General features: G+C 67.0%; 17 protein-coding genes. 4 read left to right on the forward strand and 13 right to left on the reverse strand.

Going from position 1 to position 17,824, the window contains the following annotated elements; translation table 11 throughout:
* Positions 1-62: 62 nt before the first annotated feature.
* A complete protein-coding gene (locus D0Y85_RS05050) occupies positions 63-332 on the reverse strand; it encodes a GlsB/YeaQ/YmgE family stress response membrane protein (protein ID WP_025874000.1) in 270 nt (89 codons plus the stop codon).
* Between the two features lie 69 nt (positions 333-401).
* On the reverse strand, positions 402-1,895 hold the full coding sequence (locus D0Y85_RS05055; protein ID WP_033830531.1) for a M20 family metallopeptidase: 1,494 nt from the start codon (positions 1,893-1,895) through the stop codon (positions 402-404).
* Positions 1,896-2,132: 237 nt separating this feature from the next.
* Between D0Y85_RS05055 and D0Y85_RS05060 the strand changes: the two genes are divergently transcribed.
* From D0Y85_RS05060 to D0Y85_RS05075, 4 genes are all read left to right on the forward strand, one after another.
* Positions 2,133-2,420, forward strand: a complete 288-nt coding sequence (locus tag D0Y85_RS05060; RefSeq protein ID WP_051562335.1) for a helix-hairpin-helix domain-containing protein — start codon at positions 2,133-2,135, stop codon at positions 2,418-2,420.
* 337 nt (positions 2,421-2,757) lie between these two features.
* On the forward strand, positions 2,758-3,825 hold the full coding sequence (locus tag D0Y85_RS05065; RefSeq protein ID WP_117309714.1) for a L,D-transpeptidase: 1,068 nt from the start codon (positions 2,758-2,760) through the stop codon (positions 3,823-3,825).
* Positions 3,826-3,842: 17 nt separating this feature from the next.
* Positions 3,843-4,568 carry a murein L,D-transpeptidase catalytic domain family protein gene (locus tag D0Y85_RS05070; RefSeq protein WP_117309715.1) on the forward strand — a complete coding sequence of 242 codons (726 nt, stop codon included), beginning with the start codon at positions 3,843-3,845 and terminating at the stop codon, positions 4,566-4,568.
* Positions 4,569-4,602: 34 nt separating this feature from the next.
* Complete coding sequence (locus D0Y85_RS05075) at positions 4,603-5,211, forward strand: HutD family protein (RefSeq protein WP_117309716.1); 609 nt, start codon at positions 4,603-4,605, stop codon at positions 5,209-5,211.
* A 120-nt stretch (positions 5,212-5,331) separates the two neighbouring features.
* On the opposite strand, the gene D0Y85_RS05080 is transcribed toward D0Y85_RS05075, so the two are convergent.
* The 11 genes from D0Y85_RS05080 to D0Y85_RS05130 form a co-directional block, all read right to left on the reverse strand.
* The gene (locus tag D0Y85_RS05080; protein WP_117309717.1) at positions 5,332-6,936 is read right to left on the reverse strand and encodes a sulfite reductase subunit alpha; all 1,605 of its coding nucleotides are present in this window, start codon (positions 6,934-6,936) and stop codon (positions 5,332-5,334) included.
* Positions 6,933-7,904 (reverse strand): FAD:protein FMN transferase, encoded by a 972-nt coding sequence (locus D0Y85_RS05085; RefSeq protein ID WP_117309718.1) that lies wholly within the window; start codon positions 7,902-7,904, stop codon positions 6,933-6,935. The genes D0Y85_RS05080 and D0Y85_RS05085 overlap by 4 nt, the downstream gene beginning before the upstream one ends.
* A 55-nt stretch (positions 7,905-7,959) precedes the next feature.
* Positions 7,960-8,763, reverse strand: coding sequence for a DUF4198 domain-containing protein (locus tag D0Y85_RS05090; protein WP_025873992.1), 804 nt, complete (start codon positions 8,761-8,763; stop codon positions 7,960-7,962).
* A 125-nt stretch (positions 8,764-8,888) separates the two neighbouring features.
* On the reverse strand, positions 8,889-9,407 hold the full coding sequence (locus D0Y85_RS05095; RefSeq protein WP_080149488.1) for a DUF2271 domain-containing protein: 519 nt from the start codon (positions 9,405-9,407) through the stop codon (positions 8,889-8,891).
* Positions 9,408-9,447: 40 nt separating this feature from the next.
* Positions 9,448-10,086 (reverse strand): PepSY-associated TM helix domain-containing protein, encoded by a 639-nt coding sequence (locus tag D0Y85_RS05100; protein WP_117309719.1) that lies wholly within the window; start codon positions 10,084-10,086, stop codon positions 9,448-9,450.
* 235 nt (positions 10,087-10,321) lie between these two features.
* Entirely contained in the window at positions 10,322-12,742 is a 2,421-nt protein-coding gene (locus D0Y85_RS05105) for a TonB-dependent receptor (RefSeq protein WP_117309720.1), read from the reverse strand.
* 148 nt (positions 12,743-12,890) lie between these two features.
* Entirely contained in the window at positions 12,891-13,286 is a 396-nt protein-coding gene (locus tag D0Y85_RS05110) for a hypothetical protein (RefSeq protein ID WP_117309721.1), read from the reverse strand.
* Between the two features lie 172 nt (positions 13,287-13,458).
* Complete coding sequence (locus D0Y85_RS05115; RefSeq protein ID WP_117309722.1) at positions 13,459-14,136, reverse strand: Fe2+-dependent dioxygenase; 678 nt, start codon at positions 14,134-14,136, stop codon at positions 13,459-13,461.
* Between the two features lie 10 nt (positions 14,137-14,146).
* Complete coding sequence (locus D0Y85_RS05120; protein WP_117309723.1) at positions 14,147-14,866, reverse strand: tetratricopeptide repeat protein; 720 nt, start codon at positions 14,864-14,866, stop codon at positions 14,147-14,149.
* A 70-nt stretch (positions 14,867-14,936) separates the two neighbouring features.
* The gene (locus D0Y85_RS05125) at positions 14,937-17,231 is read right to left on the reverse strand and encodes a TonB-dependent siderophore receptor (RefSeq protein ID WP_117309724.1); all 2,295 of its coding nucleotides are present in this window, start codon (positions 17,229-17,231) and stop codon (positions 14,937-14,939) included.
* Positions 17,232-17,384: 153 nt separating this feature from the next.
* The gene (locus tag D0Y85_RS05130) at positions 17,385-17,789 is read right to left on the reverse strand and encodes a hypothetical protein (RefSeq protein ID WP_117309725.1); all 405 of its coding nucleotides are present in this window, start codon (positions 17,787-17,789) and stop codon (positions 17,385-17,387) included.
* Positions 17,790-17,824: the final 35 nt, after the last annotated feature.

Here is a 17,824-nt window from a genome sequence, read left to right on the forward strand (position 1 = left end):
AGGCATATCCGGGCGCGCCGGGCGCGCCAACGTCGGGGCAGGATGGAAAAGGAGATGGCGGCTCAGCGGCGGCCGCTGAACAGGCGCAGGATCGCCAGCACGACCACCGCACCCAGCACCGCGCCGAGGAAGCCGGCCGGTTCACCGGGCGCGTACCAGCCCATGTACTGGCCGAACCAGCCGGCCAGCAGCGCGCCGATGATGCCCAGCACGATGGTCAGCAGGCAGCCCATGCGGTTGTTGCCGGGCATGAAGAAGCGTCCCAGCAGGCCGACGAAGAAGCCGACCAGGATGATGTAGAGCCAGCTGGTGCTGCCAAACAGACCGTTCATGCGATCAGTGCTCTGGAAGGTTGGACGCAGCCTAGCAAGGCCGGGCTGCGTCCGTCACTGCGTGCTGGATCAGCAGCAGCCGTGGTCGCCGTGGCGGGTGCCGCTGTCGGCGGCCACCGGCGAACCGCTGGTCTCGCCACGCAGGCTGGCCGCGTAGTGCTCGCTGATCACCTTGGACACGCACGCGGTGACCTTCTTGCCCATCGGGATGTGCAGGAACTCGTTCGGGCCGTGGGCATTGGAGTGCGGGCCGAGCACGCCGGTGATCATGAACTGGGCGCCCGGGAACTTCTCGCCCAGCATGCCCATGAACGGGATCGAGCCGCCTTCGCCCATGTACATCGCCGGCTTGCCGAAGAAGGTCTGGCTGGCATCGTCGATGGCCTTGGTCAGCCACGGTGCCATCGCCGGCGCGTTCCAGCCGGTGGAGGCCTTTTCCAGGTCCAGGGTGACCTGCGCGCCGTTCGGCGGATCGCGCAGCAGCGCTTCCTTCAGCAGTTCGCCGCAGGTCTTGCCGTCGGCAGTCGGCGGCAGGCGCAGCGACAGCTTCACTGCGGTATGCGGGCGCAGCACATTGCCGGCCGATTCCAGCGGCGGCATGCCGCCGATGCCGGTCACCGAGAGGGCAGGGCGCCAGGTGCGGTTGAGCACCAGCTCGGTCAGGTCGTCGTTCATCGGCTTGAGGCCATCGACCAGCGGGAATTTCTCGAAGATCGCGGTGTCGACCACGTCGGCGGCACGCTTGGCCTGTTCCAGGCGCTCGGCCGGGATCTCCACGTTCATGCCGTCGATCAGGATGCGGCCGGTGTCCTGGTCCTCGATGCGCGACAGCAGCTGGCGCAGCAGGCGGAAGCTGGACGGCACCACGCCGGAGGCATCACCGGAGTGCACGCCTTCGTTGAGCACCTTCACCGAGAAGTTGCCGCCGGTCAGGCCGCGCAGCGAGGTGGTGCACCACAGCTGGTCGTAGTTGGCACAGCCCGAATCCAGGCAGACCACCAGCGACGGCTTGCCGATGCGGTCAGCCAGATGGTCCACGTAGGCCGGCAGGTCGTAGCTGCCCGACTCTTCACAGGCTTCGATCAGTACAACGCAGCGGGCATGCGGCAGGCCCTGGGCCTGCAGTGCCAGCACGGCGGCCAGCGAGCCGAAGATGGCGTAACCGTCATCGGCACCGCCACGGCCATACAGCTTGTCGCCGCGCAGGACCGGGGTCCACGGGCCCAGGTCGTCGTCCCAGCCGGTCATCTCCGGCTGCTTGTCCAGGTGCCCGTAGAGCAGGATGGTGTCGTCGCCGGTTTCGGCGCCGGTAGCCGGAATTTCCAGCAGAATCAGCGGGGTACGGCCTTCCAGGCGCACCACTTCGACCTTCAGGCCGGGCAGGTCCTGGGCCTTGGCCCAGGTTTCCATCAGGGTGACCGCCTGCTCCATGTAGCCGTTCTGCACCCAGTTGGCGTCGAACATCGGCGACTTGTTGGGAATGCGGATGTAGTCGACCAACTGCGGGACGATTTCGCTGTCCCACTTGTCATTGACGAATTGGCCGAGCTTGGCGCTGTCCATCTGAAACTCCGGTTGCATGGCTGATCCGCCCATTCTACGCCTCGGCCAAGGGTAGGGTTTTCCCTACATCACGTCGGGTATTTGGCTGGCTTTTAGAAATCCGTGAACCCTATACGCTGTGTGCATGTGGTGACGGACACTGTTTCGACCGACGGGATTGCCGGTCGGGACGGTCAGAACCACAAGGAGATACACGTCGTGCCTTGGTTTGTCGTGTTAAGGGCGCTGGTGCTGGGAATGTGGATCGCGGGAGCGCAAGCTGCCGAGCCGATCGACATCAACCGGGCCGATGCCCAGGCGCTGCAGCAGGGATTGACGATGGTCGGGGCCACCAAGGCTGCGGCGATCGTCGAGCACCGGCGCAGACACGGCCCGTTTCACCGCGTCGAGGACCTGACGCAGGTGAAGGGGATAGGGACATCGATCGTCGAACGGAATCGACGACGGATCACCGTTGGCAACACGATGTTGCCTGCGGATCCGGTACCCGGATCGGTACCGGTGCGAACCGTACCCAGGCGCTGACAACAGGAATCGTCGGAATCTGCAGGATGCAGGTTCAATGGCTGCGGACAGGATGGCTGCAGCCGCCGACCGTCGCAGGGATGCGGCACCAATCACCAGGATGGTGGCATCACAGACCTGTGGAAGGGGCTGAGATACAAACAGGACAGACGCGGCCGCGTGCAGGATGCAACGCCGCCCCCGCTTCGCAGGATGCGAGGGGGTGGCAGCAGGCCGACAGGGACGTGACGATTGCCCGGTACGACACATGGCTGTGTCGCCGGGCAATTTCTTTTGGCGCGGCTGCGACGTGCCCATGGTGTACGGTGGGGCCTTCGCATGGAATGGAACCTGCTGGATGCACCTGCACCGTTTGACCTTGATGCTCGCCGTGGCCTTGGCACTGCCGTGCGCCGCACAGGCGGCCGCACCCTCCAAGCCTGTCGTGGCCACGACTTCCGAAGTACGCGGGCCGACCGACCTCAAGCCGGGCGAGTACCTGTGGCATCCGGAAGTCTCGCCGGCCGGTCCGATCGTGCTGGTGGTGAGCCTGGATGAGCAACGGGCTTACGTGTACCGCAATGGCATTGCCATTGGCCTGACCACGATCAGCTCGGGCAAGACCGGCCATGAGACGCCGACCGGTGTGTTCACCATCCTGCAGAAGGACAAGGACCACCGCTCCAACCTCTACAACAGCGCACCCATGCCGTACATGCAGCGGCTGACCTGGGACGGCATCGCCCTTCACGGCGGCAGCCTGCCCGGGCACCCGGCCTCGCATGGCTGCGTGCGCCTGCCGCAGGCCTTCGCCCAGAAGCTGTTCAGCGAAACCAAGCGCGGCGATACGGTGGTCGTGGCCGATGCCAAGAGCGCGCCGATGACGCTGGCCTATCCGGCGGTGCTGGCGCCGGTGAATGCACGCGGCCAGGCCCTGCCGGAAGGCGAGGGCGGTTCGCCTGACAAGGCCTGGTGGGATGATGCGGCCGCACCCAGTGGCCAGGTCGGCATCCTGGTCAGCCTGCACGACCAGCGCCTGTACGTGCTGCGCGATGGCGTGATGATCGGTGAGTCGCCGCTGAAGGCCGACGCGCTGCCAGCGTTCCAGGGCACCACCCTGTTCGTGATGGGCCAGGGTTACAGCGATACGCCCAGCCCGCTTGACGCGCAGCAGCGCATGCACCAGTGGACGGCCTATCCGCTGCTCGGCCAGGACCGCGCCCAGGCCACGCCGGACCTGCTGGCCACGCCGTCGTTGCCGATGGCCCTGCCGGCTGATTTCGCCCGCCAGCTGTACCAGGTGCTGGTGCCGGGCACGACCCTGCTGGTGACGTCGCTGCCGGCGGTGCGCCCAAGCGCGGCTGAATCGGGAATGCAGCCGGTCTTGGAATCGGAGCCGCCAGCGTCCACCCTCAAGGGATCCTGAGACCTCCCTACGTGCCCATGTCTGCTTCCCGCCTGTGCCGGCTGGCCGCCCTTGGCCTGCTGGCAACCACTGCCAGTGCCCCGGCCTGGGCACAGACGCCCATTGCCGCCATCAGCGCCGACGACCTCGCCGCGCAGCTGGCACGCACCGCGCCCAAGGCCGACCGTCGGGTTCTGCAGTTGGCTGCCCACGCCATGCGCTGTGCACTGCAGCGGCCGGAGCTGGGAGTCAGCAGTGAACGCCTGAGCGTGATCGATTACTCGCGGCCGTCTACCGAGCCGCGGATGTGGGTCTTCGATCTCGCCCGCCAGCGGCTGTTGTTCGAGGAGTGGGTGGCGCACGGTCGCAACAGCGGCGAGAACCGCACCGAACATTTCTCCAACCGCGATGGCAGCTTCATGTCCAGCATCGGTGCGTTCACCGCGCAGGAAACCTACATGGGCGGCAACGGCTATTCGCTGCGCCTGGCAGGGTTGGAGCCGGGGTTCAACGATCGTGCGCGCGAGCGCGCCATCGTCATCCACGGTGCGCCGTATGTGAATCCGTCCACTGCGCAGTTGCAGGGGCGGTTGGGGCGCAGCCTGGGCTGCCCGGCGGTGCGGTTGTCGGTGGCCAAGCCACTGATCGACGCGCTGCGAGGCGGCACGATGGTGTTTGCCTATTACCCCGACAAGGACTGGCTCAAGCACTCGCAGCTGCTGGGTGGCGATTGCGGTACGGCTGCGGGTCTTGCAACGCGTTGATGCGTTGCGGCGCGCGGCATGATGCAATGCGCGCATGAACATCGACTCCCTGCTGCAGACCCCGAGCCAGGTGATTTCCAGCCTGGATTACCGCCGCGAACGCTGGCGCAACGGCCTCGGCTGGACCCGCGAGATCCTGCGGTTGCCGGCGCAGGGCGATGACTGGGCGTTGCGCCTGTCGGTGGCCGAGATCGAGCAGGACGCCGCGTTTTCCGCATTTCCGGGCGCCGAGCGCGAACTGGTGCTGCTGCAGGGCAATGGCGTGCGCCTGCGTTTCGAGGACGGCCGTGTAGCCGAGGTGCTGCCACCGCATGGGCGCGTGCGTTTTTCCGGCGAAGCTGCGCTGCATGGCGAGCTGGTGGACGGCATCACCCACGATTTCAACCTGATGTGGAAGCGCGGACTGCTGCAGGCCGAGCTGCTGCACCGGCCGCTGGTCGGGCCGATGTTCTTCTTCTGCGAGCCGGGCGTGGCCTGGGCCCTGCACCTGTTGGGCGGGCAGGCCACGTTCGGCGCGGACAGTGGATTGCCCGCGATGCAGGCCGGCGATACCGCGTGGTTGGCTGCCGGTGAGCGTCAGCGGCATGCCTTGCAGGGCGGCGGCGAGTTGTTGGCGATACGGGTGAGCGCGGTGGGCGGCTGAGCCAGCGTCGGCGCCCGGAGGCAATCATCCACGCCATGCGTGGATGCGGCAGCCGATGCCGCAGCAGGGTGCGAACCAAGGTTCGCACCCACCAGGAGGCAATTCGCCCCAAACGTTCGCTCAATACACGTCGCGCCGGTAACGACCGGCCAGCAGCAGCGCTTCCTTGCCGTCGGCACCGAGCACCTGCTCGATCACCGCATCCACTGCCGGGGCCATGCCCTGCAGGCTGCCGCAGACCAGGATCGTCGCGCCGTCATCGACCCACTGCCGCAGCGTGGTTGCTTCGGCCAGCAGGCGATCCTGCACGTAGCGATGTGCGCCGCCATCACGGCTGAACACCGTATCCAGGCGGGTCAGCGTGCCGTTGCCGAGCATCGCCTGCAGTTCATCGCCGAAGTGGAAATCATGCGCGGCCGAGCGTTCGCCGAGCAACAGCCAGGTGCGGGCACCACCAATGCGTGCGCGTTCGTGCAGGTGCGCGCGCAGGCCGGCGATACCGGTGCCGTTGCCGATCAGCAGCAGTGGAACATCGGCGGCGACGCCATGGAAATTCTCGTTGCGGCGCAGGCGCATCTGTACCGGCCCGCCGATGGCGGCGTGGTCGCACAGCCAGCCACTGCCGATGCCCGGCGTGCCATCGGCACGCAGCTGCCGGCGCAGCAGCAGTTCCACCGCGCCGTCGTCCATCACCGAGGCGATGGAGTATTCGCGATGTGGCAGGGGCTGCAATGCCGCCAACAGCCCAGGCAGATCGCCTGCTGCAACCAATGACGGCAGGTGCGAGCGCGCAACGCGGGCGAGCAGCGTAGTGCCGTCGTCCAACACGGTGTCCGCATCGAAGCCCTGCGTCTGCAGCCAGTCGCGCGTGCTCTGTTCGGCATGCTGCGGACCGACCTCGGCGATGTCACCGGCCTGCCACTGCGCGCCGCTGCCGGTCGGGGGCTGCAGGCGCAGCCAATAGACCGGACCACCGGCACTGCCGGGGTTGAGGTGGGTACGCTGCAGCAGCGTCCACGGCTGGTACTCGGCCGGTGTCCAATCGGGAAGTTCGCTCGCGCCGCCGCCGAGCTGGCCAAGCAGTTGCTGCCAGTGGCGCAGGGCAGCTGGATCGGCGTTGTCGACTTCAATGGCATCGAACAGCGGATGTGCTCCGTGCTGGCGCAGCCAGTCATGCAGTTGGTGGCCGAACGCGCAGAAATGCCCGTAGCTGCGATCGCCCAGTGCGAGCACCCCGTACTGCACGTGCTGCAGCGGCGGAGGCGTGCTCATCACCTTGCGCAGGAAGGGCAGGGCGTGGTCGGGCGCATCGCCTTCGCCGGTGGTGCTGACGATGAACAGTACACGCGCGCTGCCCGCCAGCAGGGTGGCATCGACTTCATGCAGTCCGCGCAGGCGCACCGGCATGCCAGCCGAGCGCAGAGCCTGCGCACTCCGTTCGGCCAGTTCGCGGGCGAAGCCGGTCTGGCTGGACCAGACCAGCAGCAGCGGTGGGTTGCCGTCTTCGGGCGTGTCGTGGCGCGGACGGCTGCGCCACCACAGCACGCCACACGCCAGCAGATACAGCGCGGTGGCGGCCAGCGCGATGCCCCATTGCCGGGCCGGCGGTGCACCCTGCCACCACGCTTCGCCCAGGTGCAGACGCAGCAGTGCCCCGCCGATCACGGCCAGCAGGGCCAGCACCATGACGTTGCCAACGGTCGCGCGCGGGAAACGCATGCTCATGCAGCCTGCCCATCCAGCAGCTGCTGGAAGGCGCTGCTGAGGGTTTCGCGTGGGCCGGTGGTGGTGCGTTCCAGATAGCGCGCGGCCAGCCCCTTGCGCTCTGCGAGCGCGATGCCCGCGTCGCGGCCGAGCACGGTCAGCGCGGTAGCCCACGCGTCAGCGTGCATCGCGTCGCTGGCGACCACGGTGACGGCGGCTGCGACCTGCCGTACCGGCGTGCCGCTGCGCGGGTCAAGGCTGTGGCTGTAGGCCACGTCATCGTCGTGATAGTGGTGCCAGCGATCGCCGGAGGTGGCCACCGCCTTTCCGTCCAGCGCCAGTACACGCGGTGGCGTATCGGTGTGGGCATCTTCTTCCGGCGCCGACTCCACCAGCACGCGCCACGGCTGGCCGTCCGGCTTGCGGCCGTAACCGGCCAGTTCCCCACCGACTTCAATCAGTGCGGCATCGACACCCTGGCCGCGCAGCCAGGCCGCGACGTGGTCGACGCCGAAGCCCTTGGCGATCGCCGAAAGATCCAGCTCCAGGCCACCGGGCTGCAGCAGCGCATCCTCCTGCCAATGCAGGCGCTGCCAGCCGCAGCGTGCACGGGTTGCCTGCAACGTGGCGGCATCGGGTGCGCGCCGTGCGCCGGCATGGGCGCCGAAGCCCCACAGCGCCACCAGCGGGCCGACGGTGGGGTCGAACGCCCCGCCGCTGGCTGCAGCGATGGCCTGCGCGCAGGCCAACACATGGCGTGTCTCGATGGGAAGCACGCAGTACTGACCTGCGTCGGCACGGTTGTAGCGGCTCAGGTCGGAACCCGCTTCCCAGGTGCTCATCTGTGCCACCACGTCATCCAGACGTGCCTGGATGCCAGCATGCAGTGGATGCAGGTCGCGCTGGCGCGGTGCGACCAGTGACACGCTCCAAGTGGTGCCCATGGTGGTGCCGCCCAGCCGGGCGATGTCGAGTGCGGTAGATGTCATGGGCATGCGTGGCAGGCTGCGATACCAGGGCGCGCCGGGTATCGCAGCGCTGTCTTTACTGCGGCAGCACTTCCAGCGTGGCGACGTAGCTGAGGCGGCGCTTGGCGGCCTGCTTGACCGAGGTCTTCTTGTCCTCGGTGCCGGTTTCCAGCCAGTACATGCCGGCTTCCGGCCAGGTCACCTTGATCTCGCCCTTGGCGTCGCTGGTCAGCTTCTGCTCGTCCTGCGCGTTGCGGTAGCGGGTGCCGCCGCGCACGATCTCGAACTCCAGGCCTGCGGTCGGTTTGCCGTCGACCAGTACGCGGAAGGTGGCTTCCTCGCCGGCGAACAGGTCGTTCGGGTGACCGACGGCCACCAGTTCGATGCCGCGGTTGGTCGGCTTCAGAGCGGTGTCGTTCGGCGCCCCGTTGGTGACGAAGGTCTCCACGCGGCCGACCGACTGGCTCACTTCCAGCTTCTTCGCATCCTTGGGCAGTTCGCCGAAGGTGGCGGCGGTACCGCGCCAGCGCTTGCGCTCGCCGTTCAGTTCATAGGTGGCCGACAGGCCGTCGTTGACCGAGGCGATGCGGTAGGTGCCCTGCTGCTTCAGCTCGACGTCGAACACGCTGCGGTACTTGCCGGTGGCCGCGTTCTGCGCCTGCACGGTGCTGCCGTCCGGGGCGGTGATCACCACCGATTCCAGGCGCAGCGGCACGTGATTGAAGTAGAACAGGTCGTTGGAGACCGCACCATCGACGGTGATCCACGGCGCGTTGCCGGCGATCACGGTCTGCGAGGGCAGCAGCCAGGCCTTGTGGGCCAGGGCAGAGAAGGGAAGGGCAGCGGCCAGAGCGGCGGCGAGGACGAGCGTGCGCTTCATGCGGAAGACTCCAGGGTGATTGATGGGGTCAGAGCCCTTCCTGTGGAAGTGATCCGACCCCTGGGGTGCTGCGATGGGGCCGGATCCCTTTCCAGCGGAAACGGCTCTGACCCCGGCTCAGGCAATTACGGTTTGACGGCGAGGGTGACCTGGCCCAGTTCGGTGGCGCCCTGCGCGCGGCCGTTCTGTGCGGCGGTGGCCGGCCAGGTGAAGGGAATCTTCAGCAGTTCACGGCCGCCGACTTCGCGCACCGCTTCCACCACCAGGGTGTAGTTGCCCGCGGCCAGTTGCTTCAGTGCGGGCTGCTTGTCGTTGAACGACAGCGCGTGCTTGCCGGCCGGGCGGGTCGGGCCGGTCACGCCGTCCACCGGCACCTGCAGGGTGCGGCCGCTCTTGCGCCACCACTGGCGCAGGTCGGGCAGCCATTTGGTGCCATGGCCTTCGCTGTTGCTGGTCTGCTGGTACCAGACCGACAGGTTGGCGGCGACCTTCTGGTCGGCGCCTTCCAGCCACACCGCCACATACGGGCGGTGGTACTCGGCCACGTTGAGCTTGGGCACTTCGACGTTGATGTCGAGGGTGGTGGCGTAAGCCGGCGAGGTGGCCAGCAGGCCGCTGAGGGCGATGGTCAGGGTGACGCGCATGGGGCGGCTCCGGAAGAACGGATGGAAGTCACGGTGGAAGTCAGTGGATCAGCAGCAGGGCGATCAGCAGCGGGATCATCAGGCCCAGGCCGACCAGTGGCCAGGTCATGCGTCGCTGCCGCGCATGCAGGTGCAGCAGGAACAGGCCGGTGATGCAGAACACCAGGCAGGCCACGGCGAACACGTCCAGGAACCAGCCCCATGCGGGGCCGGCATTGCGGCCCTTGTGCAGGTCGTTGAGATAGGACACCGCGCCGCGCGAGGTGGATTCGTACTCCACCGCGCCGGTTTCGCGGTCGATGCTCAACCAGGCGTCGCCGCCGGGGCGTGGCAGTGACAGATAGATTTCCTCGGCCGACCATTCGGCGGGTCGACCGCCAATGGAGATGCCCAGCTGATCGTCGAGCCATTGCCGGGCCGGGCGTGGCAGTGGTGCATTGCCGTCCTCGCGGGAGCCCATACCGCCGAGTAGTTCGGCCGGCAGTTCCAGGTGCTGGTTCTGCACCTGTGGCTTGGCCTCGATCTTTGCTGCATGGTTCAGCGTCAGACCGGTCACCGCGAACAGCAGCATGCCGATCAGGCAGACCGCAGAGCTGATCCAGTGCCACTGGTGCAGGGTACGCAGCCAGAAGCCGCGGCTCTGCTGCTGCTGCACGGTGGAAGATGCGGGACGGCTCACGGCACGGTTCGGGACGGATGAATACTGGTCATTACATCATTGATGAGAATTGCTCGCAATTAGATGTCGTTGTGTATCCCTGAAGGGGTAGTGCCGGCCGCTGGCCGGCAATCCCATGCCACCTGAGAACATCGCGCGGTTGCCGGCCAGCGGCCGGCACTATCACGGTTCGGTGGATCCACGCCATGCGTGGATGGAGAGGTGCCGACCAAGGTCGGCATCCACCAGAGCAAGGTCAGAACTTCGCGTTGAGCGAGATCCAGTAGCTGCGGCGCTGGTCCTTGGTGGCGTAGTCGTCCACGCAGTTGTATTCGCTGGGGCTGGTCAGCAGGCACGACTGCGAGACGAAGTTCTTGTCGAACAGGTTGTTGACCCGCGCGTTGACCGTCAGCCACTGCGTGGCCTTCCAGCTGCCACCGAGGTGGAAGAGGGTGTAGTCCTCGTAGTAACGGGTGTGACTGGCACCGGCGGCATCAAGGATCGTGTCGCGGTAGCGGTCGTAGCGGCCTTCGCCGATCAACGACAGGCTGATGGCATCGTTGAGCTGCCAGTTGAGGCTGGCGTTGGCCATGTGCTTGGCCGGCATGGTGCCGGTGATCGGCAGGCCCTTGCCGGAACCGGCGGTCTGCTCGCTCTTGGTCCAGGTGTAGTTGCCGCGCAGCTGCAGGGTGTCCAGCAGGTCGACGTGGCCGGCCAGTTCTGCGCCACGTGTCTCGGCCTTGTCGATGTTCACGCTCTGGGTGAAGGTGCTGTAGCCCAGCGACGCCCAGCCCGGCCCGATGTCCACGCAGTAGCCACTGCCGACCGGCGCGACTTCACAGTTGGGGAATGTGCCGCCGCTGGCGATCTTGTCTTCGAACCTGTTGATGAAACCGGTGACGTTGAAGCCCCAGCGCTGGCCTTCGTAATAGGCGGCCAGCTCGTAGTTGGTGCTGGTTTCCGGCTTCAGGTTCGGCGAGCCCACCAGCGGCAGCACGCCCTGGCCACCAAAGCCGGTGATGCCGGGGAACAGCTGGTCCGGACGCGGGGTCTTGTAGCCGGTGCTGACGCCACCCTTGAAGGTCCAGGCATCGGTGGCATTCCAGACCAGGTAGCCGCGCGGGCTGAGGTGGCTGCCGAAGATGTTGTGGTCGTCGTAGCGCAGGCCGAAGGTGGCGGTCAGGGTGTCGGTCAGCGACCAGTTGTCCTCGGCGAACAGCGCCCACATGCGGTGCTTCTGTTTGGTGTTGCTGCGGTAGCCGGCACCGTCCATGCCGAACACGCCGTCCACCATGTCGGTGTCGTTGTACTGGCCGCCCACGGTCAGCTTGTGCGCACCGAAGTCGAGGTCGAGCATCGTGTCCAGCACGTAGCCTTCCAGTTCCATGGTGCGCAGCGGCCGCGGCAGGAACGCCTGCAGGCGTGCCTGTTCGCTGGCGTTGAGTGCGGCCAGGCCGTTGTTGCGGCCGGCGGCACAGTTGTTGGCGGCACCGGTGCGGCGGCAGACGTCGTTCCACAGGGTCTGCAGGCCGGCGCGCTCGTCCAGCGTCAGCGGCAGCGAGCGGCCGAGGTTGTTGCTCTTGCTGTGGGTCAGCGAGGTCTGCCAGGTGCCGAAGCTGTAGCGGCCTTGATGGGTCAGCGAGAGCTGGTCGCGCTCATAGCGCTGGTAGGCGGTGTAGCCCACGCGCGGCTGCACCACGCGGCGGGTGACGGTGCCGCTGCCATTCGGGTTCGGAACCACCGCGTTGCCCACGCGCCACAGGCTGGCCAGGCTGTCGAGGGTGCCGGTCTGGCCTTCGCTGTTGTCGTACTTCTGGCGTGAGACGTCGTAGTCCAGCCACAGTTCGTGGTCGTCGTTGACGTGGAAGTTCAGGCGCACGCCGGTGTTCCAGTTGGTGTTGGCTACCGACTTGCCGCCGCCACCGAAACCGATGCTGCGTTCCCACAGCGTGCCGTCGGGCAGGGTCAGTGCATTCCATTCGGGATTGGATGCCTTGGCGTCGTAGTAGCTGCCGCGCACGGCCAGGCCCAGGCGATCCTTGACCAGCGGGCCGCTCAGGTACAGATCGGTGCTGCGCGCGTCGCCGAACTGGTCGTCCTGCTGCACGGTGAAGCCCTGGGTGACCGCACCGTGCCAGCTGTCCTGGTTGCGGCGGGTGATGATGTTGATGACGCCGCCCATTGCATCCGAGCCGTACAGCGTGGACATCGGGCCACGCACCACTTCGATGCGCTCGATCGCATCCAGCGGCGGCAGGTAGGCGAACTGGCCACCACCGAAGTTGTTCGGATACAGCTGGCCGGCGTTGCTCTGGCGGCGACCGTCGATCAGCACCAGGGTGTACTCCGACGGCAGGCCGCGCATGGAGATGGTGGCGCGGCCGTTCTTGTCGGTGGCTTCCAGGCCGACGTCGATGCCTTCGACGTCGCGCAGGGCGTCGACCAGGCTGGTGTAAGGGCGCTTGCTCAGCTCTTCGCGGCTGACCACGCTGATGCTGGCCGGTGCATCGACTACCTTCTGCTCGAAACCGGAGGCGGTCACCACCACCTTGTCCAGCGTCTGCGGCGCGCCGCTGGCGGCACCATTGGCGTAGGCGGGCGCCGCGACCGCAGCCAGCACAGCGCTGGTCAACAGATGTCGGGACAGGGACGAACGGACACGATGGCGCTGGGCCATGGCAGATACCTCGAAGGATGTAGGGCAGCGCGATGCAGGGCGCGGAACGCGCACGGCAGGGCAGGGATGGCCCGGTCACGGGCGGCAGGGGCGAAACAGGCAGCGGCGAGCCGTCGCAACCGCGCAGGCGGTCACGGCGTGCCGTGGATCAGGCGAGCGGCGGCGCCTGGCCGCGTTGCTGGCGGCGCCCGGGCGCATCGGCCCAGGGCATGTCCGGTACGGCCAGCGGCCAGTGCGGACGCGCGCCGGAGGGAACCGACGCAGAGGGAACCAGATCAAGTTCGGTGCGCAGCCAGTGGCTGGCCAGCAACAGCGGCGGGATCGGATTGTCCGTGGACTTGGCCGGTGCCGAGGCGCAGCGCCGCAGTTTGGCCGGCGCTTCTTCCTGCAAAGGGCTTTCGCCGCCGCGCTCTTCCAGCGGCTGCTGCAGCGCCTGCGGCGCGGCAGCGTGGGCGACCGGCAGCAGCGGCAGGGTGCCCAGCAACAGGGTCAGCATCGCCACCCACGCCAGCAGGCTGGCCAGCGCAGGCCGACGGCCGCGCATGGCGGTGCCGAGCTGTACAAGCCGAAGCGGGCGGGGGCGGAACGGACGACGCAAGCGGAGATCCCTGGCTGGCCGGAACATCCGGCGTCAACGGGGTGTGATTGTAATGAGACCCGTTAGCCGTTGTAAATGAGAATGATTGCTAAATTGCCGCAAGGGTGGCCTGATCGGTTCAGACCTCGCTCCAGCGCCGCAGCAGGTTGTGGTACACGCCGGTCAGCTGCAGCACCGCGTCGGCATCGCCATCGGTCTGCCGCAGGCGCTCGATGGAGGTATCCATCTCCCACAGCAGACGACGCTGCACATCGTCGCGGATCATGCTCTGCACCCAGAAGAACGATGCCACGCGCGCACCGCGGGTGACCGGATTGACCTTGTGCAGGCTGCTGGAGGGATACACGATCAGATCACCGGCCGGCAGTTTCACTTCGTGCTCGCCGTAGGTATCACTGATGATCAGCTCGCCGCCGTCGTACTCGTCCGGGTCGGACAGGAACAGCGTGCAGGAGATGTCCGAGCGCAGCTGCTCGCCGTTGGCCAGGTTCATCACCGCGCCATCGACGTGGAAGCCGTAGGTGCCGCCGCCGCTGTAGCGGTTGAAGCGCGGTGGCAGGTACTTCAAGGGCAGCGCGGCGCTGAAGAACAGCGGATGCCGTGCCAGAGCCACCAGAATGGTTTCGCCCAGTTCGCGGCGCAGCGGCGAAGCTTCAGGCAGCTGCTGGTTGTGCTTGGCCTGCGCGCCGAGGTGGCCGACGGTCTCGCGGCCATCGGTCCAGTCGGCTGCGTCGAGCCTGCGGCGGATGTCAGCCACCTGTCCGGTGCTGAGGATGTCGGGGATGTGCAGCAGCATGCGGAAGTCCTCAGCAAGCAGACGGTGCGACCAGCGCGCGCACCTGCGGGTGGGGTGAGGCGGCCAGCTCGGGCACGATATGTGCCATGAACGCGGGACTGCCGTGCTGCAGCGCCAACTGCAGCCAGTGCACGGCCTGTTCGATCTCACCGGCCTGCAGAAGGATGGAGGCGTAGTTGGCCTGGCCGCGGAAATCGCCGGCCTCGGCCGCGCGCCGATACCAGCCCAGTGCAGCCTGCGGATCGCGACCGGTGTCCAATCCATCTTCCAGATGCCGGGCCAGCAGGTTCATCGATTTGGCGTGGCCCAGATGGGCCGCGCGGGTGTACAGCGCCAGTGCCTGTGCACGGTCCTGTGGTACGCCGCGGCCGGTGGCCAGCAGGTTGGCCAGGTTGTACAGGCCCCAGTCCAGACCGGTGTCGGCGGCGCGCCGGTACCAGACCGCTGCGAGCGAAGGATTGGCGGTGGTGCCCTGGCCCAGCTCATGGCAGCGGCCAAGCATGTTCATCGCCATCGGCGCGCCGTTGTTGGCTGCAGTCTCGTACCAGAGCAGGGCCGCAGCAGCGTCCTGGGGCGTGCCTTTGCCTTCCATGTGCATCTGCGCCAGCAGCAGTTGCGCCTCCACCTGCCCGGCCTGCGCCGCATCGCGCACGCGCGCGAAGGCAGCCTGCGGGTCGTGCAGCAGCAGGTCGGTCAGGGCGTCGGAATCAAAGGGGATGTTGGAAGCCATGCGCGGAGTATCGCCGGAAACAAAAACGGCGGCAGGAGATCCTGCCGCCGCGTGGGTGCTGCGGGTTACATCAGAACTTCACGTTCAGTGCCAGGGTGGCCGAACGACCCGGGGCGATGCTCGCGTAGTGCGACGCGTAGGCCTTGGTGAAGTAGGTCTTGTCGGTCAGGTTCTGCACGTTCAACTGCAGGCTGATGTTGTCCTGGATCGCGTAGCTGGCCATCGCATCGAAGCGGGTGTAGCTGGGGATCCACTTGGTGTTGGCCACATCACCGTACTGCTTGTCGGAGTAGTTGGCGCCGGCGCCGACGGTCAGGCCGAACGGGAAGCGGTAGGTGGTCCACAGGGTGGCGCTGTGCTTGGCGGTGTTCGGGAACACGTTGCCGTTGTACGGCGAGGGCACGTAGATGTTGGACGGGCAGGTACGGCCGGACACGGCGCAGACGAAGCCGTTGTCCTTCAGTTCCGAATCCAGGTAGGTGTAGCCGCCGTACAGGCTCCAGGCGTCGGTCAGCTGGCCGGTGAAGCCCAGTTCCACGCCGTTGATTTCCTTCTTGCCGGCGTTCTGGCTGGTGCCGTTGTCGACGGTCACGCGCGCGTTGTCCATCACGGTGTGGAAGATCGCCGCGGTCAGGTTCAGGCGGTTGTCGAACAGGTCCCACTTGGTACCCAGTTCGAGGTTCTTGGTGTCCTGCGGCTTGAGGTCGGCCACGGCCGCGCTGAGGCCATCGGAACCATCGCCACCGTCCATGCCCGGCGGGGTGGAGGAGGTGCCGTAGGACAGGTAGATGCTGCCGTTGGCGGTCGGCTTGAAGACAATGCCGGCCTGGTAGTTCAGGAAGTCATTGTCATTGCGCACGCGGGTCGGCGCCTTGCCGGCCACCGGGGTGGTCAGGGTGGTGGAGAAGTCGTCGTAACGCAGGCCGACGTTGATCATCCACTGCGCGTTCAGTTCGATGGTGTCGAACAGGTAAGCGGACTTGGTCTTGGTGCGCTGCTCGACGTCCAGCGCCTTGTCGCTGCGGTACACCGCATGGGTGGCCGCCCACGGATCGTTCGGGTTCGGGTTGTCGAAGCTGGTGCAGTTGTAGCCGGTGGCCGCGCCGGTGGTCGGGCACTTGCTGCTGTTGGTCAGCGGATTGTTGGTGCCCGGGGTCATCAGGTAGCTGCCACGGGTCATCTTCTCGTCGCTGTATTCCGCGCCGGCGCTGTAGCTGTGCTTCAGTGCACCGGTCTGGAAGCTGCCGGTCAGGCTCAGCTGGTCGGCGAAGCTCTTGACGTCGACGGCGCGGCTGTTGGTACGGCGCCACAAGGTGCCGTAGTTGTTCGGGTTGCCCTGGCTGTCGTCCGGCTGGGTCCACAGGTAATCGTTGCTGGTGTTGCCCAGGCGCGCGATGTTGCGCAGCTTGTGGCTGCCGAAGTCGTAGCTGCCGTCCAGCGTGCTGATGTCGGCGCGGGTGTGCTGGAAATCGCGGTCCACCAGGCCGTAGTAGTTGTTGCGGTCGGGCACCATCGGGCGGCCGTCGACCCACTTCGACACCGGCGCGCCGTTCGGGTTGCCATACGGGAAGCCGCCAGCGTCGGGCAGGTCATCGCTCTGCATGTGGTAGTGGCTGGCGATCAGCTGCGCCGGGCCGTTCAGGCCGAACGCGATCGACGGCGCGATGCCCCAGCGGCTGACGTTGGCCGCGTCACGACCGGCAATGTCCGACTCGTGCTTCATCAGGTTCAGGCGTGCGGCGATGCCATCGCCCAGCACGTAGTTGGCATCAACGGTGCCGCGTGCGTAGCTGTCGGTGCCGATGCCCATGCTGGCAGTGGTCTCGTTCTTCAGCTTCGGGGTCTTGCTGACCAGGTTGAGGCTGCCACCACCGGAGTCACGACCGCCGTAGGCCGAGCTCGGGCCCTTGACCACTTCCACCTGCTCCAGGTCGAACACTTCGCGGGTCTGCGAACCGACGTCGCGCAGGCCATCGACAAACATGTTGCTCTGCGAGTCGAAGCCGCGGATGAAGGGGCGGTCACCGGTCGGGTTGCCGCCTTCGCCGGCGCCGAAGGTGATGCCCGGGACCATGCGCAGCGCATCCTGCAGGTTGGTCGCACCGGTTTCGGCGATCAGCTTCTCCGAGACGATCGAGACCGACTTCGGAGTGTCCAGCAGCGCGGCGGTGAACTTCGGCGAGGACGGGTTGAACCAGCTGCCGCGCACCTGGACCTTATCCAGCTCGGTGGCCTTGCTGGCGCCGGCGCCGGCGCCGGCGTCGTCGGCGGCCTGCGCGGCCAGCGGCGCGAAGCCGGCGGCGAGGGTGGCGGTGGCCAGTACGGAAACGCGAGGTGCGTACTTGCGGGTCTTGATGTGGGTCATGGGTAGGTTGGCGATGGCTTGGATGGGGAATAAGCGAGAGCTGGCCAGCACGACTCAATGGCGCGATGGCGGCGGCGAGGTTCGGGCAGTGCCAGGCCATGCCTGGCGGCAGTTCAGACGAGACGAGGCGCACGGCAATGGCCGCAGGGCGCCTCAGATGGCGTGCGGTGCCGGAGGTGCGTGGCCGGGATTCAGGCGCAGCGAGGGGTCGTGCCGCTGCCAGCGCAGGGCATCGGAGTGCCACAGTGGGACATGCGCCACCAGCGCAGCACGCGGCGGCGCAGCGCCGGTACAGTGCGTGCTGCCCTCACCGTCCAGCGGAGGCTCCGGGGCCGGCGCAGCGTGGTGGGGGCATTCGTCGCTGGAAGGTGCCGGCATCGGAGCGGCCTGGTCCATATTGTCCAGAAGCGCCTGCCAGCCGGCGTTGGTGGCGTGGCCGCCACGCCCTTCGTGCAACGCCGACCAGCCCAGCAGCAGCGTCAGCAGCGCGGCCACAAGCAGCGGCCACCCCTGACGGGCGAGCTGGCACAGCGTGGCAGTGGGCGCGGACGAAGCCATGGCGCAGGCGGAGGCGTTACGAGGATGTTACGTAG

The sequence above is a fragment of the Stenotrophomonas sp. G4 genome, from assembly GCF_003428825.1.
GTDB classification, from domain to species: Bacteria; Pseudomonadota; Gammaproteobacteria; order Xanthomonadales; family Xanthomonadaceae; genus Stenotrophomonas; species Stenotrophomonas indicatrix.

What these genes read in the sequence shown, in the direction of transcription:
- D0Y85_RS05050 (WP_025874000.1), bottom strand. Translation starts at nt 332, where the DNA reads ATGAACGGTCTGTTTGGCAGCACCAGCTGGCTCTACATCATCCTGGTC.
- D0Y85_RS05055 (WP_033830531.1), bottom strand. Translation starts at nt 1,895, where the DNA reads ATGGACAGCGCCAAGCTCGGCCAATTCGTCAATGACAAGTGGGACAGC.
- D0Y85_RS05060 (WP_051562335.1), top strand. Translation starts at nt 2,133, where the DNA reads ATGTGGATCGCGGGAGCGCAAGCTGCCGAGCCGATCGACATCAACCGG.
- D0Y85_RS05065 (WP_117309714.1), top strand. Translation starts at nt 2,758, where the DNA reads ATGCACCTGCACCGTTTGACCTTGATGCTCGCCGTGGCCTTGGCACTG.
- D0Y85_RS05070 (WP_117309715.1), top strand. Translation starts at nt 3,843, where the DNA reads ATGTCTGCTTCCCGCCTGTGCCGGCTGGCCGCCCTTGGCCTGCTGGCA.
- D0Y85_RS05075 (WP_117309716.1), top strand. Translation starts at nt 4,603, where the DNA reads ATGAACATCGACTCCCTGCTGCAGACCCCGAGCCAGGTGATTTCCAGC.
- D0Y85_RS05080 (WP_117309717.1), bottom strand. Translation starts at nt 6,936, where the DNA reads ATGAGCATGCGTTTCCCGCGCGCGACCGTTGGCAACGTCATGGTGCTG.
- D0Y85_RS05085 (WP_117309718.1), bottom strand. Translation starts at nt 7,904, where the DNA reads ATGACATCTACCGCACTCGACATCGCCCGGCTGGGCGGCACCACCATG.
- D0Y85_RS05090 (WP_025873992.1), bottom strand. Translation starts at nt 8,763, where the DNA reads ATGAAGCGCACGCTCGTCCTCGCCGCCGCTCTGGCCGCTGCCCTTCCC.
- D0Y85_RS05095 (WP_080149488.1), bottom strand. Translation starts at nt 9,407, where the DNA reads ATGCGCGTCACCCTGACCATCGCCCTCAGCGGCCTGCTGGCCACCTCG.
- D0Y85_RS05105 (WP_117309720.1), bottom strand. Translation starts at nt 12,742, where the DNA reads ATGGCCCAGCGCCATCGTGTCCGTTCGTCCCTGTCCCGACATCTGTTG.
- D0Y85_RS05110 (WP_117309721.1), bottom strand. Translation starts at nt 13,286, where the DNA reads ATGCGCGGCCGTCGGCCTGCGCTGGCCAGCCTGCTGGCGTGGGTGGCG.
- D0Y85_RS05115 (WP_117309722.1), bottom strand. Translation starts at nt 14,136, where the DNA reads ATGCTGCTGCACATCCCCGACATCCTCAGCACCGGACAGGTGGCTGAC.
- D0Y85_RS05120 (WP_117309723.1), bottom strand. Translation starts at nt 14,866, where the DNA reads ATGGCTTCCAACATCCCCTTTGATTCCGACGCCCTGACCGACCTGCTG.
- D0Y85_RS05125 (WP_117309724.1), bottom strand. Translation starts at nt 17,231, where the DNA reads ATGACCCACATCAAGACCCGCAAGTACGCACCTCGCGTTTCCGTACTG.
- D0Y85_RS05130 (WP_117309725.1), bottom strand. Translation starts at nt 17,789, where the DNA reads ATGGCTTCGTCCGCGCCCACTGCCACGCTGTGCCAGCTCGCCCGTCAG.